Source organism: Variovorax beijingensis, from assembly GCF_007828835.1.
GTDB classification, from domain to species: Bacteria; Pseudomonadota; Gammaproteobacteria; order Burkholderiales; family Burkholderiaceae_C; genus Variovorax; species Variovorax beijingensis_A.
In genome coordinates this window covers 378,744-394,572 of the sequence record NZ_VIVL01000004.1, presented here as the reverse complement: position 1 = coordinate 394,572, position 15,829 = coordinate 378,744, and the positions used below count along the sequence as shown (strand labels likewise).

Here is a 15,829-nt window from a genome sequence, read left to right as displayed (position 1 = left end):
AAGTATTCAGTCATGCCCTCAGAGGCCCAGCTGCTTGATCGCTCCGCGCGCCGCGGCCGCCCCACTGGCCATGGACGCCGTCAGCAGGTAGCCGCCGGTCGGCGCCTCCCAGTCGAGCATTTCTCCTGCCACGAACACGCCCGGCGCCGCGCTGACCATGAGCCGTTCGTCGAGCGCCTCGAAGCGCACGCCGCCTGCGGTGCTGATGGCTTCGTCGATGGGCCGGGTCGCGACCAGCCGCAGCGGCACGGCCTTGATCGTCGCCGCCAGTTGCACGGGATCCTGCATGGCTTCGCGGCTGAGCGCCTCGTGCAGCACGCCGGCCTTGATGCCTTCCAGTCCGAGCCGGCTCTTCAGATGGCTGCTGAGCGAGCGGGCGCCGCGTGGATGCTTCACGGCCGCCAGCACCTGCTCGGCACTGCGGTCGGGCAGCAGATCGAGCAGCAGCGTCGCGCTGCCGTGCACGGCGATCTCGTCGCGCAGCAATGCCGAGGCCGCATAGATCAGGCTGCCTTCGATGCCGGTCGCGGTTGCAACGAACTCGCCCTTGCGCGCAAAGCGGCGCCCCTGGCTGTCGGTGAACGCAATCGCAACCGACTTGAAGGGCTGGCCTGCGAAACGGCTCGCGAAATGTTCGCTCCACCCTGCCCCGTCGAAACCACAGTTGGCAGGCAGCAGCGGCGCGATGTCGATCCCGCGCGCCTGCAGCCACGGCGCCCATGCGCCATCGGAGCCCAGCCGCGCCCAGCTCGCACCACCCAGGGCGAGCACCACCGCATCGGCCTTCGCGATGGCCTCGCCCGTCGGTGTGGCAAAGCGCAATGAGGCCGTGGCCAGTGATGCGTCACCGAGCCAGCGGTGGCGCATATGGAACTGCACGCCCGCCGCACGCAACCGGTGCAGCCAGGCGCGCAGCAGCGGCGCGGCCTTCATGTCGGTCGGAAACACGCGGCCCGAGGTGCCGACGAAGGTCTCGATGCCGAGGCCCGCCGCCCAATCGCGCACCTGCTGCGGACCGAAGCGGGCGAGCATCGGTTCGAGCTGCGCGCGGCGCTCGCCGAACCGGCTCATGAACACGTCGAAGGGCTCCGAATGCGTGAGGTTCAGCCCGCCGCGGCCGGCCAGCAGGAACTTGCGGCCCACCGAGGGCATGGCGTCGTAGACGTGCACCTGCACGCCGGACGCGCTCAGGACTTCGGCCGCCATCAGGCCGGCCGGTCCGCCGCCGATCACGGCAACGGTTTGGGAAAGAGTCATTCGAGAGTTACCAGTTCGCCCTGCCCGGTCAGGAACGCGGCGCGCACCAAGGCACCGGGATAGGCATGTTGCACGGCCGCGCGGTAGCGCTGCATCTGTGCGATCAATTCCGCGTCCCGTTCGGGGCGCGCAGCGGATTTGTAGTCGAGGATCCACCAGGCACCGCTGGCGCGCTCGCGCACCAGCCGGTCGATGCGCAGCGTCTCGCCTTCGTGGACCAGCGTCACTTCGTTGCCATGCCAGTCGATCATGCGCTCATCCCACGCCCAGGCGCCGGCGCCCGCGCGGATGCGCTCGGCCAGCACTGCAGCGCCGCGCGCCTGCTGCGCATCGAGCATGAATTCGCGGGCCGCGGCACGCACGTGCGCAGGCGGCAGCGCCTCGCCCTGCCGGGCCCATTCGAGCAGCCGGTGCATCGCCTGGCCGAAGGCCGCAGCCCGCGCATCGACGGTAGCGCCTGCGGCTTTCCTGGTGGCCGGTGCTTCCTTGGCCGCAGATGCGAGGACGGGCATCTTCTTCATCGAGAAACTTCCGGCCCCGGTCTCCACGGGCAGCGCGAGCAGCGGCTCGTCGGCTTCAACGGGCTCGCACATCGATTCGAGCCGCGACCACCAGCTGCCCTCGTTGGCCCGGGCCGGCTGCACCGACGACAGCACGAGGCGCTCGCGCGCCCGCGTGGTCGCGACGTAGAGGCCGTTGAGCTCCTCGCGATGGCGCGCGCGCTGTTCTTCCTCGAGCAGGGTGGCCGCGCAACCCGGCGGCGTTTTTTCGCTTGCCAGGAACACGAAGCGCGTGGGCGCGCTGTCGCTGCCCTTCCATTCGACCAGCACGCCCATGGTCTGGGCGCGCGGCGGCGGCGCGTCGCAGTCGAGCATGAGCACGGTGTCGGCTTCCAGGCCCTTGGCACCGTGCACGGTGAGCAGTTGCACCGCATCGGGCACGGCGACGGAAGGCGCCCTGACGCCGCCGGCGCGCAGCGCACGCACCAGCGCATAGGGCGTGGCAAAGCGCGCGCCCTCGATCTCGAGCGAAGCCGCCAGCAACCCGCGCAGATTGGCCAGCGCGCTCTGGCGCATGGCCGAAGGCATGGCGGCGCCGAACCTGGCCAGCACGTCGCCATCGTGAAAGATCGCACTGAGCGCATCGTGCGGCGGCAATGCGGCGAGCCAGCGCTGCCACTGCCTGAGCCTGGCGCCGGCCTCGGCCAGTTCCGCCGGCAGGCCCTCGCCTTTCTGGATCAGCGCGAACCAGCTTGAAGAGGAGTGCTCGCGCTGGCGCAGCGCCAGCTGCACCAGCGCCTCGTCGCTGATGCCGAAGAGCGGCGACTTGAGCGCGCGCGCCAGAGAAAGGTCGTGCGCGGGCGACACCAGCGCATCGATCAACGCCACCACGTCCTGCACTTCGGGGGCGTCGTGCAGTTCGTTCTTCTCGGGCTGCTGCACGGGAATGTGGCGCTGGCGCAGCGCGTCCTGCATGGCGGACAGCCGGTTGCGGCGGCGCGCCAGCACCATGATCTGGCGCGGCGGCGTGCCATCGGCAATGCGCTGCGCGACCCAGCGCGCGGCCTGCTCGCATTCCTTTTGCAGCAACTGCTCTTCGGGCAGCACCCGCGGCGTGACGAGGCTGTCGCGCCAGTGCAGCATGCCGTCGTCCGCGGGCGCGGCCTCGGCTGTGGTATCGAGGGCGCCGCGGTCGATGGGCGGGAGCTTGAGCAGATCGCCCGCGTCGCTGCGCTCGGTGGTGTGCGCGCGGTAGCCGTCGAACTCGCCGGCGTCCTGCGCGGCCAGCATGGACTGGTTGACCAGGCCGACCACCGCGCGCGCGTTGCGGTGGGTGTGGTCGCAATTGAGCAGCTCGCCGCCCAGCCCTTCGCGCACGAATCTCTTCGCGGCGATGAAGACCTGCGGCTCCGCGCGGCGGAAGCGGTAGATGCTCTGCTTCGGGTCGCCCACGATGAAGACGCGCGGCGCCTTGCCGCCCGCGCCGGTGTAGGCGCTGAGCCAGCCGTAGAGCGCCTGCCACTGCAGCGGATTGGTGTCCTGGAACTCGTCGATCAGCAGGTGCGCGATGCGCGCATCGAGCCGCTCCTGCACCCAGCCCGACAGCGCCGACTGGCCCAGCAGCAATTGCGCGGCCTGTTCCACGTCGTTCATGTCGACCCAGCCGTGGGCGCGCTTGACCTCGGCGAAGGCGGAGATCAGAAGGCGCGTGAGGCGCGTCATGCGCTGTTGGTAGAGCCAGGCCGCGTGCTGGGCCTGCGCGGCGCACAGGGTCTGGAGCTCGGCCTCGGCTTCTTGCGCGGCGGGGTATTTCTGCAGGTTCTTGTTGAGCCGGTCTTCGGTGGCGACGAAGAAGTTCTTGCGCAGATGCGCGAGCGCGGCAGGGAGCGACTCCTGCGGCGGTTCGCCATTGCCGAACACGTCGATGATCGCCTCGGCCGCTTTCTGCGGCGTCTTGTTGGCTTCGCGGCCGAGTGCGGCGGCGCGGTCCAGCCAGCGGCGCCGGACCTGCTCGCCGCGCAGTGCTTCGGGCGGTTCGTCGAGGCCTTCGAGCGACGGATGCATGGCGCTGAAATGCTGCACCGCCGACGCCGGGTCGGACAGCGAGAACTCGACCCGGCGTGTGAGCGCTTCGCCCAGGGCCTTGGCGGTCTGCGACCGGCCATAGGTGGCGACGACGGCGTAGTAGTCGGCCAGCGCCTCCTTGTCGGCCGTCACCGCTTCGAAGAAGGGGCGCCAGGTGCGCGAGCGCGCCTCGGCATCGTCCTCGAGCAGCTCGTAGTTCGCGGGCAGGCCGAGCTCGCGCAGCACCGCCAGCGGCGCGTTGCGCAGCAGGCCCGCGAACCAGGCGTGGAAGGTGCGGAACTGCACCGGCCGGCCGCCTTCGAGCAGGCGCCTGTAGAGGCCTTGCAGGCGCGGCACGGCGGCCAGCGCGGCATCGGGCTCGACGCCGCGGATCACGAGTTCGCGCACCAGCTCCTCGGGGCTGCGCTCGGCGAACTGCTCGAGCCAGTGGTCGAGCCGCTCGCGCATTTCGCCGGCGGCTTTCTTGGTGAAGGTGATGGCCAGGATCTCGTGCGGCTCGCAGGCGGACTCGCCCTCTTCGAGCAGCGCGCGCAGGATGCGCGACACCAGCATCCAGGTTTTGCCCGCGCCGGCGCAGGCTTCGACGGCCACCGAGCGCCGCGGATCGCAGGCGACGGTGTAGAAGGCCTCGCGCGTGACGTGCCGGCCGTTGTGTTCGTAGGCGGCGCCATTCATTTCGCAGGCCCTCCCTCGGTCGGAGACGAAAGTACAGGCTGTTCGATCTCCCAGAAATCTTTTCTGCAAAGCCCGCGTGCCGCGCAGTAGTCGCAGACTGCGCCCTCCCCCAGCGGCGGCAGCGCCGCGCCCTGGGCAATGCGGGTGAAGTCGTCGAGGATGCCCGCCACCAGCGCATCGCGCGCCTCCACCACCACGGGCTGCTCGACGGTCTGCGTGCCGGACGACTTCTCGCCGACGTTGACGTAGGCCGCGCGCAGCGTGTCGTCGGCCACCAGCGCGGCATAGAAGGCGAGCTGTGTGTCCTCGGTCGGATCCTTCACGCGCTCCTTGGTCACCGCGGCCGATTCGGTCTTGTAGTCGATCACGAAGGCTTGGCCGTCCGGCATGCGGTCGATGCGGTCGAGCCGGCCGACCAGTTGCAGGTTGCCCAGCGGCTGTTCCATCCAGGGTTCGGATTCAGCGAACACGGCGCCACTCGCCTCGTGTCCGGCAAGCCATTGAAGGTAGCCGTCGCGCACTGCGGGCCACGCCGCCGCGAAGGGCAGGAACTCGGCATCGGACAGTCCGAACTCGCGCGTGGCGCGCTCGGCCGCCACGCTGATGTACGCCGCACGCTCAGCGGCATCGCTGGTTGGCTTCTCTTTCAGCGCCTCATGGAAATGGCCCAGCACGGCATGCAGCCAGTTGCCGAAGTCTCGCTTGTCGACCTCGGCATCGAGCTCGTCGGCGCTGCGCAGGCCCAGTTGCCGCAGCGCGAAGAAGCGGTAGGGACAGCGGCGCAGGTCTTCGTAGACGCTGGTGGAGATGTTGCGCAATGGCAGCAGCGCCCCCGACGGCGTCGGGTAGGCGGTCGGCTGCAGCGCCACCTCGCGCGGCGTGCGCGGGTCCGCCATCATTTGCAGGGCGTGGTCGAGCTGCAGCGCCTGCACCAGCGGGCTGGGGCGGACCGGCTCGCCGCTCGCATCGGACTGGCGCCACAGCACTTCGCAATTCGGATTGCACAGGGCCGCGGCCCATGCCGAGCGTTGCGCGGCCTCGAGCGTCTCGCGCGCGGGCAGGCCCAGTTCGGCGCGCTGCGCGGCGCTCCAGTTGCCGGGCGGCTCGGGCGATGCGGGCAGGCGCCGGTCGTCGCAACCGGGAATGACCACGGCGCCGAATGCGCGGCCCAGCAATTGATGCAGCGGCAGCACCACCACCTGTGGCGCCTCGCTGCCGGCGGGCGGCACGAAGCTCGCGTCTTCCAGCACGTCGCGCACCCAGGCCGTGAACTCGGCCAGCGTGTGGCGTCCGCCGGGAAATTCGTCGTCTTCGCCATGGACATCGGCATCGAGCCACAAGGCGCCGATCACCTTGGCGCCGGCCATGTCGGCTGCGAGCGGCTCCCATTGCTCCCCGGCCTCCAGCAGTTGGCGCAGGGCGCGCAGCCAGTCGGCCAAGGGCCGCGAGCGGGCCATGTCCATGCGGCGGCCTTCGACAGCCTCGGTGAAAGGCAGCAGCGCGATGTCCTGCGGCTTCTCGCTGCGCGCGGCCTGGCCGCACCAGGCGGACCACTCGCGCACGCCTTCGCGCCGCAGCCGGGATTCGAGCGCCTGTACGGCGAGCGCATCGCCGTCGGCGCCGCTCTTGAGCCATTCGAGCACCTGGTCGCTGCCGGCGTCGTGCGCGCAGGCGCGCAGCGCGCTCATCACGGTGGCGGCGGCGCGCGTGGTGGAAAGCTTCCAGCCGGTTTCGTCGTGCGCCGTGACACCCTGCGCCTGCAGCTGCGCGCCGATGCGCCGCGTGAGCGCCCGGTCGGTCGCGATCAGTGCCACCGGCGCGCGGCCTTCGGCCAGGTGCCGCAGCACGCAGGCGGCCGCCAGTTCGGCTTCGTCTTCCGGATCGGCGGCGACATGCGCGGCTGCCGTAGCGGCCGCAGGGCTTGTGGGCACCAGCGAGAGATGGATGGCGCGATCGCCCCACAGGCTGCAGAGTGTCTGCGTGAGTGGATCGGCCTGGAAGCCTTCGAGCACGATCAGCGCATCGACCTGCGCACGCACCGTGTCGCGCAGCAGCACGTCGGTGGCATAGCCCGAATTGGCGGCCCAGGCCATCGCGACGCGGATCAGCGCGCTCTCGATGCGGAACCATTCCGACTCGCTGCCCGCATCGGCCACCTGGGCCGCGCGCTGCGCCCATTCGCTGCCGCGTCCCCCGGGCAGCGCGGCCGCCGCCAGGGGCGCCAGCTGGTAGGCCAACTCGACCACACGCCCGGCCAGCGCGAAGCGTTCGGCGGCAAAGCCGGCCTGCGACAGCAGCGCCTGGGCCGTGACCAGGTCGCGCGCCATGTCGAAAGCAATGTCGTAGCCCGTGGGCAGGAAGCCGCCCGCGCTGCGCGCCCAGTTGCGCGTGGTCTCGAAGCGCGGCGCGAAGCCGGGGCCGCCGCAGCGCGACCACATGCCGTGGGCCACACCCATCAATTGCGCATACGGCACCAGCACCACGGTGCGCGCCGCATGCAGCCCGTGCTGCGCAATGGCGCCAGCGATGCGCGCGACGACGCCGCCGGCGGGGTCGCACCACAGGGCCTGGACGGGGTGGCCTTCGTTCATGTTCTATCGAGGGGTTGGAGGGCGTGGAGGCGCAACGCGCAAAGGGCTTTTGCTATCGGCGCCATAGCGTTCCCGCATGGCACCCCACCCCTTGGTTTCTGTCACAATGACCAGCACTTTAGCTGCACCGAAACTCTCTGCGCACAAGGACACATCACATGGCCAGCGACCTGATCAAACACATCTCCGATTCTTCCTTCGAAGCCGACGTGCTCAAGTCCAGCCAGCCCGTGCTGGTCGACTACTGGGCCGAATGGTGCGGCCCCTGCAAGATGATCGCCCCCATCCTGGACGAAGTGTCGACCGCCTACGAAGGCAAGCTGCAGATCGCCAAGCTCAACGTCGACGAGAACCGCGACATCCCGGCCAAGTTCGGCATCCGCGGCATCCCCACGCTCATGCTGTTCAAGGACGGCCAGCTGGCCGCCACCAAGGTCGGCGCCATGAGCAAGGCGCAGCTCACGGCCTTCATCGACCAGCAGCTCGCGTAAGGCATTTCACCCGGCCAGCGCGCAATGCGTTGGCCGGACGGATTTTTGCTGTCATAATCTCCCACAGATCACCGGCCCCTTAGAGGTAACCGGTTCGAGTTCCCCGGTTTGTGAGGCAGCTCTCGCCTCACATCAAACCTCCCCCCGTTTTTCCGATCGATTGCCCCGCAAGGGGTCATTCCATGCACTTAAACGAACTCAAGGCACTCCACGTGTCTGAAGTCCTCAAGCAGGCTGAAGCGCTTGAGATCGAAAACGTCGGCCGCATGCGCAAGCAGGAGCTGATGTTCGCGATCATCAAGAAGCGCGCCAAGGCCGGCGAACAGGTCTTTGCCGACGGCGTGCTCGAAATCCTGCCCGACGGCTTCGGCTTCCTGCGCAGCCCCGACACCAGCTTCACGGCCAGCACGGACGACATCTACATCTCGCCGAGCCAGGTGCGCCGTTTCAACCTGCACACCGGCGACATGATCGAAGGCGAAGTGCGCACGCCCAAGGACGGCGAGCGCTACTTCGCGCTGACCAAGCTCGACAAGGTCAACGACGGTCCGCCCGAGCAGAACAAGCACAAGGTGATGTTCGAGAACCTGACGCCGCTGTTTCCCAAGGAACAGATGAAGCTGGAACGCGACGGCGTCAAGAGCGACGAGAACATCACGGGCCGGATCATCGACATCATCGCCCCCATCGGCAAGGGCCAGCGCGCCCTGCTGGTGGCGCCGCCCAAGAGCGGCAAGACGGTGATGATGCAGCACATTGCCCACGCCATCAGCGCCAACTACCCCGAAGTGCACATGATGGTGCTGCTGGTGGACGAGCGGCCTGAAGAAGTGACCGAAATGCAGCGCACCGTGAAGGGCGAGGTCATTGCCTCGACCTTCGACGAACCCGCGGCGCGCCACGTGCACGTGGCCGAGATGGTGATCGAGCGCGCCAAGCGCCTGGTCGAGCTCAAGAAGGACGTGGTGATCCTGCTCGACTCGATCACCCGCCTCGCCCGCGCCTACAACAACGTCGTACCCTCGTCGGGCAAGGTGCTGACCGGCGGTGTCGACTCCAACGCGCTGCAGCGTCCCAAGCGCTTCCTGGGCGCGGCGCGCAACGTGGAAGAAGGCGGCTCGCTGACCATCATCGGCACCGCGCTGATCGACACCGGCAGCCGCATGGACGAAGTGATCTTCGAAGAGTTCAAGGGCACCGGCAACTCCGAAATCCACCTGGACCGCCGCCTCTACGAAAAGCGCGTGTTCCCCTCGATCCAGCTCAACCGCAGCGGCACCCGCCGCGAAGAGCTGCTGCTGGCACCCGAGATCCTGCAGAAGACCCGGATCCTGCGCCAGCTCATGTACAACATGGACGAGATCGAGTCGATGGAGCTCATGCTCAAGAACATGAAGGCGACCAAGACCAATGTCGAATTTTTCGACATGATGCGTCGCGGCGGCTGAGCACCACGCTCGCCGCAAAAAAAGCGCGTTGGCCCCCGGGCCAACGCGCTTTTTTCATGGGCAACCGATGAGGCTGATCGCCCGGCCCTCGGCCGCGCTCTGCTGGCCGATGTCGAGCAGTTCCATCAGTGCGACGGCCTGCTCGGGCGGCACCGGGTTCGGGCCGTTGCCGAGGATCGCATCGCGCACTGCGGCGTAGTACTCGACGTAGTTGCCGGCCCGCGTGGGCCAGGTCCGGCGCTGCGGCTCGCCGCCGTCGTTGGCGGGCACCACGAGTTCGCCGTCCTTCGGATCGGCGCCCCACCCCGCCATCGGCGGCCGCTGGCCGGCGCGCAGCGCGTCTTCCTGCGGATCGACGCCATGCTTGATGTAGCTGCCGCGCGTGCCGTGCACGATGTAGCGCGGCGCGGCATGGGCCGCGAGCGTGGTGGCGTGCAGCACCACGCGCAGCGGCGCATGCGGGCCGCTTTCATAGCGCAGCACGGCGTGGAAATAGTCCTCGACCTGCGCGCCCTCGCGCAAGGCCGCGGTGTCGAGCTGCAGCGTGTCGGGCGTTCCGAACAGCTGGACCGCCTGGTCGGCCAGATGGGAGCCCAGGTCGACCCAGAGGCCCGCGCCCGGCACCTTCTGTTCGCGCCAGCGGTCGCGCACCTCGGGGCGGAAGCGGTCGAAGTGCGATTCCAGGTACACGAGCCGGCCGAGTTCTCCGCTCGCCAGCACGTCCTTGAGCGTGAGGAAATCGGCATCGAAGCGCCGGTTCTGATAGACCGCCAGCAGGCGATTGTTGCGCCGAGCCAACAATTCGAGCTCTCTGGCCTCGGCCACGTCGAGCGTGAACGGCTTGTCCACCACCACGTGCTTGCCGGCCTCCAGGGCGGCCTTGGCCACCGGATGGTGCTGGGCGTTGGGGGTCGCCACCACCACCAGGTCGATGTCCGGCCGGCCCACGAGCGCGGCCGCATCGGGCACCACGGCCACGCCGGGCCAGTCGGCGTGGACCTTGTGCGGGCGGGAGCTCGCCACGGCCGCCAGTTCGAGCCCCGGCACGGCCGAAAGCACCGGCGCATGGAAGGTCTGGCCGGCAAAGCCATAGCCGACGAGGCCGGCGCGCAGGGTTCTGGAGGTCATCTGGAGGGCCGTCCTTCGCTCAAATCGGGACAGTATGCGATAATCGGCGGCTCCGCGAAAAGTGCAGCCGGGCGTCTTGCCCTGCGATTTCCCTCCCCGGAACGGCGTGTCCCCTTGGGCGCGCTTGTGGCTCTCGCATCGACCCCAAAGGAAAGACCATGGCAAAAGAAGGCATCCACCCGAACTACCGCGAAATCCTGTTCGTCGACATGTCGAACGGCTTCAAGTTCGTGACCCGTTCGTGCGCGAACACCAAGGAAATGGGCAAGACCGACGACGGCCGCGAGCTGCCGCTGTTCAAGCTCGACACCACGAGCGAATCGCATCCGTTCTACACGGGCACGCAAAAGTCGGTCGACAACATGGGCGGTCGCGTCGAGAAGTTCCGCAACCGCTTCGGCAAGACCACCGGCGCTGCTTCCAAGTAAAGCACGCGCTTTCGCATCGAGGGCAGCCCGGTTTACCGCGCTGCCCTTTTTTTCTTTCCCAAGACCGACGTTCGTTTCCACCCTGTGAATCAGCCCACTCCCGCGATCGTTGCCCAGAGCGCCGTGCGCCGGCTGCCGCGCCTGGCACTGCTGCTGCTGTGTGCCGCCTATCTCCTGCCGGGCCTGTTGGGGCGCGGCCCCTGGAAGAGCGCCGACATCACCTCCTTCGGCTACATGGCCGAACTGGCGCGCAACACCGAAGGCATCGCCCGCTGGTTCGATCCCCTGCTGCTGGGCCTGCGCCCTGAAACGCCGGCGCTGCTTCCCTACTGGATCGGCGCCTGGGCCATCAAGATCGCGCCATCCTGGGTGAACCCCGACCTGGCGGTGCGCATCGCCTTCGCGCTGCTGCTCTGGGGCACCTTCACCGCCACCTGGTACGCCGTCTACTACCTCGCGCGCACTTCGCGGGCCCAGCCGGTGGCCTTCGCCTTCGGAGGCGAAGCACGGCCCACCGACTACGCCCGCGCCATTGCCGATGGCGGACTGCTGGCGCTGATCGCCTGCCTGGGCCTGGCCCAGCTGGGCCATGAAACCACGCCGGCGCTGGCGCAGCTGTATTTCGCGTCGCATCTGTTCTACGGCGTGGCGGCACTGCCCTACCGCCGCGTCGGCCCGGTCATCGCATTGCTGGTCGGCACCATCGGCATGACCTTGAGTGGCGGTCCCACGGTCGGCCTGGCGCTGGCGGTGGGCAGCGCGCTGTTCATCGCCTACGAGCGGCGCACCGCCGGCGCCGCCTCCGACGAAAGCCCCGGCTATACCCGGGGCGCGCTGGCCACGATGATCGCGGCCGCGCTGGCGGCCGCCGCACTGGCGCTCGGGCTGGGCCTTTTGCAATGGAAGATCCAGTTGCCGGGCCATCATCCGAGCAGCACCTCGGCGCTGAGCGACGTGCGCAGCCAAGCCAAGCTGCTGGTGTGGTTCACCTGGCCGGTCTGGCCGCTCGCGATCTGGACGCTGTGGCGCTGGCGCCGCCAGCTCACGGCGCGCCATGTGGCGCTGCCGTTCTGGTTTGCACTGGTGCCGCTGGCCGCGACCTGGACCACCGACTATTCCGACCGTTCGCTGCTGCTGGCGCTGCCCGCACTCGCCACGCTGGCCGCCTTCGCCCTGCCCACCTTCCGGCGCAGCGCGGCGGCGCTGATCGACTGGTTCAACGTGCTGTTCTTCAGCGGACTGGCCGTGCTGGGATGGATCTACTGGATCGCGATGCAGACCGGCGTGCCGCCCAAGCCGGCGGCCAGCGTGGCGCGGCTGGTGCCGGGGTTCGTGCCGGAGTTCTCGGCCATCCCGTTCGTCCTGGCGCTGGCCGCCACCATCACCTGGTGCTGGGTGGTGCGCTGGCGCACCGGGCGCCACCGCGCGGCGCTCTGGAAAACGCTGGTGCTGCCGGCCGGCGGCACCGCGCTGTGCTGGATGCTGCTGATGACGTTGTGGCTGCCTCCCATCGACTATGCGCGCAGCTATGCCCCCCAGGTGCGGGCGGTGGCCGAGCGCGTCGGGCAGCCGAGCTGCATTGCCGAGCTTGCGCTGAGCCGCGCGCACATCGCGGCGCTGCGGCACCACGGCCAGTTCAACCTGCAGCCGCTGCTGCTCGGCACCGATTGCCCCTGGCTGCTGGTCAGCCCCGAAACCATCGAGCGGCTGCACACCATCATTCGCCTGGAGCACTGGCGTTTCAGCGGCACGCTGCGCCGGCCCAGCAGCGCGACCGACGACCTGCTGCTCTACCAGAAGATCGCGCCCTAGCAAGTGAGCGGCGAACGAGGCCTGATTGCGCGGCACGCCGGCACGGTGCTGGTGGGCCAGCTGGCCGTGATGGCGTTCGGCGTGACCGACACCATCGTGGCCGGCCGCTATTCGGAGAACGCGCTCGCCGCGCTCTCTGTGGGCGCGGCCGTCTTCATCAGCGTGTTCGTCTCGCTGATGGGCGTGCTGCAGGCGCTGCTGCCGGTCTGGGCGGAACTGCACGGCGCGGACCGGAGAAGCGAAGTCGGCCGCTCGGTGCGGCAGTCGCTCTACCTGGCTGCCATCGCCATTGCCGTCGGCATGGCCGTGCTGCTGCTGCCCGGTGCGGTGCTGCGCTGGACCCAGGTGCCGCCCGCGATGCGCGGCGAGGTGGAAACCTATCTTGGGGTGCTCGCCTTCGCATTGCCACCGGCCCTGCTGTTCCGCCTGTTCAGCACCCTGAACCAGAGCCTGGGCAAGCCGCAGGTCGTGACCTGGCTCCAGCTGGGCTCGCTGTGCGTGAAACTGCCACTGTCGATCTGGTTCGCCTTCGGCGGCGCGGGCCTGCCGGCCATGGGCCTGGTGGGCTGCGCCTGGGCCACGCTGTGCGTGAACTGGGCCATGCTGGCCTGCGCCGTGTGGCTGCTGCGCAGCAGCACCTTCTACCGCGACTACCGGCTCTGGGAACGCATCGAAGCGCCCGACTGGCGCCAGATCCGCCAGTTCGCGAGCCTGGGCATTCCCGGCGGCCTGGCCGTGCTGGTGGAAGTGACTTCGTTCACCCTGATGGCGCTGTTCATTGCGCGCCTGGGCACGGCCGCGGCGGCCGCGCACCAGATCGCCTCGAACCTGCTGGCGGTGGCCTACATGGTGCCGCTCTCGCTGGCCATTGCCACCAGCGCGCGCGTGAGCTTCTGGCTCGGCGCCGGAAAGGCCGCCAAGGCTCGCCGCGCCTGCCGCATGGGCTTCGAACTCACCGCCCTTTGCGCGCTGTTCTTCGCGGGCGCCATGGTGGCGCTGCGCTTCAGGCTGGCCCACGTGTATTCCGACAACCCGGCCGTCATCGCAATGGCCGCGGCGCTGCTGCTGGTGGTGGCGGCTTATCACTTTGCCGATGCGCTGCAGACGCTGTGCGTGTTCGTGCTGCGCAGCTACCGCGTCACGCTGGTGCCGCTGGTCGTCTATTGCACGCTGCTCTGGGGAGTGGGCCTGGGTGGCAGCTACCTGCTGGCCTACCGCGGGCTGGGGCCCTGGCCTGCGATGCAGTCGCCGCTCGCCTTCTGGATCATGAGCGCCGGAGCGCTCGCAGTCACGGCCCTGCTGTTCGGCGCGCTGCTGCGCTGGACGATGCGCCGCTCACTTCGCTAGCAGCCGCGCTTCCCGCACACGGATTGCCGGGAACACCAGCGCGAAACGCGAGCCCTTGCCCACCGTGCTCTGGATCCGCAGTTCAGCGCCATGCCGCTGCGCGATGTGCTTCACGATGGCCAGGCCCAGGCCGGTGCCGCCGGTTTCGCGGGAGCGGCTGCGATCGATGCGATAAAAGCGTTCGGTCAAGCGTGGAATGTGCTCGGCGGCAATGCCGGGGCCGGTGTCGCGCACCGCGTATTCGCCGCGCCCGTCGGGCAGCAGCCGCCAGCTCACCGCCACCTCGCCGCCGCCGGGCGTGTAGCGGATGGCGTTGCTCAGCAGGTTCGACATGGCGCTTTGCAGTTCGGTCGGCGCGCCCGAAATCTCGGATTCGGCCTCGATCGTGAAGGAAAGGCGGTGGCCCTGCGGCGTGAGCCGGCCCGACAGGCCCCGTCCCTCGTCTTCGCACTGCGCGAGCAGCGCACGGATGCGGATCCACTGGTTGCCCGAGGGCGCCGCGCTGCCCTCGAGCCGCGAGAGCGTCAGCAGGTCGTTGACCAGGGTTTCCATGCGGTGCGACTGCTGGCTCATGAGCGAGAGATAGCGCGCGCGCTCGTCCGCATCGAGCGGCAGGTTCTGCAGGGTCTCCACGAAGCCCGCCAGCACGGTGAGCGGCGTACGGATCTCGTGCGAAACGTTGGCGACGAAGTCGCGCCGCATGGCTTCGGCCTGCTCGACCGCCGTGATGTCGCGCGTCAGCAGCATGCGGCGGTTGCCCGCATAGGGATGCACCTGCACCGACAGGCGCACCGGATGGCTGCGCTGGTGCCCCTGCCCCGGGCCGGAAGCATCGATGACCACATCGCGGCTGTAGTTCCACGAGGCCAGGTAGGCCACGAAGGCGGGGTCGCGGACCAGGTTCGCAAGATGCTGCAGCAGATCCCGCTCGGCATCGATGCCGAACTGGCTGGCCGCCGTCTGGTTGCACCATTCGATGCGGCCCTGTTCGTCGAGCAGGATCACGCCGTTGGGCGACGCCTGGATGGCGGCCAGGAATTCCTGCAGGCGGTCCTCGGCCTGGCGGGTCTGCTGTTCGCGGTCGCGCAGCAGCTTGCGAATGCGTTCAGAAAGTTCGCCCCAGACACCGGCGCCGCGGGTCGGCAGGCCCGCCGCGTTGTTGCGCAGCACCTTGAGCAGGCGCTCGGCGCGCCACGCGTCGAGCGCGAGCCACAGCACCGCGCCCAGCCAGGCGCCCAGCCATCCGAATTTCCAGCCAAAAATGGCTGCAGCGCCCGCTCCCATTAGGAGAGACGCTATTAGAAATGTAGCGATACGGAAAGGCATGGCGGGCGATTATCCGCGCCCGCGGCCCGTGAAAGCAGCGGAGCTCAAACCGTGACTTGGGCCGTCAGGCGATAGCCGGCGCCGCGCACCGTCTCGACCATGGGCGAGGCGGCGCCCAGCGATTCGCGCAGGCGCTTGACGTGCACGTCGACCGTACGCTCCTCGATGTAGACGTGGTCGCCCCAGACCTTGTCGAGCAGTTGCGCACGGCTGTGCACGCGCTCGGCATGCTGCATCAGGTAGGCCAGCAGTTTGAATTCGGTCGGCCCCACCTTGAGCGCATTGCCCTGCCAGGTGACGCGGTGCGTGGCGGTGTCGAGTGCGAGCTCGCCGATCTCCACGCGTTCGGTCACCACTTCGGGCGCCCGGCGGCGCAGCACGGCGCGGATGCGCGCGAGCATTTCCTGCGTCGAGAACGGCTTGGTGATGTAGTCGTCGGCACCTGCGTCGAGGCCGGCCACCTTGTCGGGCTCGTCGCCGCGCGCGGTGAGCATCAGGATCGGGATGGCCTTGGTGCGCGGGTCCTTGCGCCATTGGCGCGCGAGCTGCAGGCCGCTCTGTCCAGGCAGCATCCAGTCGAGCAGGATCAGGTCCGGCAGGAAGGCGTCGATCTCGCGTTGCGCCGCCGCGCCGTCTTCCGACCAGATCGGCTCGAAGCCGTTGTGGCGCAGGTTGACGGCGATCAGCTCGGCGATCGAGGACTCGTCTTCGACGATCAGGACTCGGGGTTTCTTCATGCTT

At 68.9% G+C, this 15,829-nt stretch carries 11 protein-coding genes; 5 read left to right on the top strand and 6 right to left on the bottom strand.

Annotated elements, in window-relative coordinates:
- Positions 1–18: 18 nt before the first annotated feature.
- The 3 genes from FB547_RS15350 to FB547_RS15340 are packed head-to-tail and all read right to left on the bottom strand — an operon-like array spanning position 19 to position 7,108.
- Positions 19–1,257 (bottom strand): TIGR03862 family flavoprotein, encoded by a 1,239-nt coding sequence (locus FB547_RS15350; RefSeq protein WP_145743582.1) that lies wholly within the window; start codon positions 1,255–1,257, stop codon positions 19–21.
- Positions 1,254–4,517 carry a UvrD-helicase domain-containing protein gene (locus FB547_RS15345; protein WP_145743580.1) on the bottom strand — a complete coding sequence of 1,088 codons (3,264 nt, stop codon included), beginning with the start codon at positions 4,515–4,517 and terminating at the stop codon, positions 1,254–1,256. Before FB547_RS15345 ends, FB547_RS15350 begins: the two co-directional genes overlap by 4 nt.
- Positions 4,514–7,108, bottom strand: coding sequence for a PD-(D/E)XK nuclease family protein (locus FB547_RS15340; RefSeq protein ID WP_145743578.1), 2,595 nt, complete (start codon positions 7,106–7,108; stop codon positions 4,514–4,516). The genes FB547_RS15345 and FB547_RS15340 overlap by 4 nt, the downstream gene beginning before the upstream one ends.
- 158 nt (positions 7,109–7,266) lie before the next feature.
- On the opposite strand from FB547_RS15340, the gene trxA reads away from it, so the two are divergent.
- Both trxA and rho read left to right on the top strand, forming a co-directional pair.
- Positions 7,267–7,599 carry a thioredoxin TrxA gene (gene trxA / locus FB547_RS15335; protein WP_012747433.1) on the top strand — a complete coding sequence of 111 codons (333 nt, stop codon included), beginning with the start codon at positions 7,267–7,269 and terminating at the stop codon, positions 7,597–7,599.
- A 182-nt stretch (positions 7,600–7,781) separates the two neighbouring features.
- Positions 7,782–9,047, top strand: a complete 1,266-nt coding sequence (gene rho, locus FB547_RS15330; RefSeq protein WP_021007063.1) for a transcription termination factor Rho — start codon at positions 7,782–7,784, stop codon at positions 9,045–9,047.
- 54 nt (positions 9,048–9,101) lie between these two features.
- Here rho and FB547_RS15325 read toward each other — a convergent pair whose 3' ends face one another.
- Positions 9,102–10,175 carry an oxidoreductase gene (locus tag FB547_RS15325; protein ID WP_145743577.1) on the bottom strand — a complete coding sequence of 358 codons (1,074 nt, stop codon included), beginning with the start codon at positions 10,173–10,175 and terminating at the stop codon, positions 9,102–9,104.
- Positions 10,176–10,333: 158 nt separating this feature from the next.
- Between FB547_RS15325 and FB547_RS15320 the strand changes: the two genes are divergently transcribed.
- From FB547_RS15320 to FB547_RS15310, 3 genes are all read left to right on the top strand, one after another.
- On the top strand, positions 10,334–10,603 hold the full coding sequence (locus FB547_RS15320) for a type B 50S ribosomal protein L31 (RefSeq protein WP_007836661.1): 270 nt from the start codon (positions 10,334–10,336) through the stop codon (positions 10,601–10,603).
- Between the two features lie 84 nt (positions 10,604–10,687).
- The gene (locus tag FB547_RS15315) at positions 10,688–12,415 is read left to right on the top strand and encodes a hypothetical protein (RefSeq protein ID WP_025569354.1); all 1,728 of its coding nucleotides are present in this window, start codon (positions 10,688–10,690) and stop codon (positions 12,413–12,415) included.
- Positions 12,416–12,418: 3 nt separating this feature from the next.
- Positions 12,419–13,762: an MATE family efflux transporter gene (locus FB547_RS15310; RefSeq protein WP_145743575.1), complete on the top strand. Its 1,344-nt coding sequence runs from the start codon at positions 12,419–12,421 to the stop codon at positions 13,760–13,762.
- Here FB547_RS15310 and phoR read toward each other — a convergent pair.
- On the bottom strand, positions 13,751–15,088 hold the full coding sequence (gene phoR, locus FB547_RS15305) for a phosphate regulon sensor histidine kinase PhoR (protein ID WP_145743573.1): 1,338 nt from the start codon (positions 15,086–15,088) through the stop codon (positions 13,751–13,753). The two genes, FB547_RS15310 and phoR, sit on opposite strands and share 12 nt — an antisense overlap.
- A gap of 44 nt (positions 15,089–15,132) precedes the next feature.
- Positions 15,133–15,825, bottom strand: a complete 693-nt coding sequence (gene phoB, locus FB547_RS15300; protein WP_012747427.1) for a phosphate regulon transcriptional regulator PhoB — start codon at positions 15,823–15,825, stop codon at positions 15,133–15,135.
- Positions 15,826–15,829: the final 4 nt, after the last annotated feature.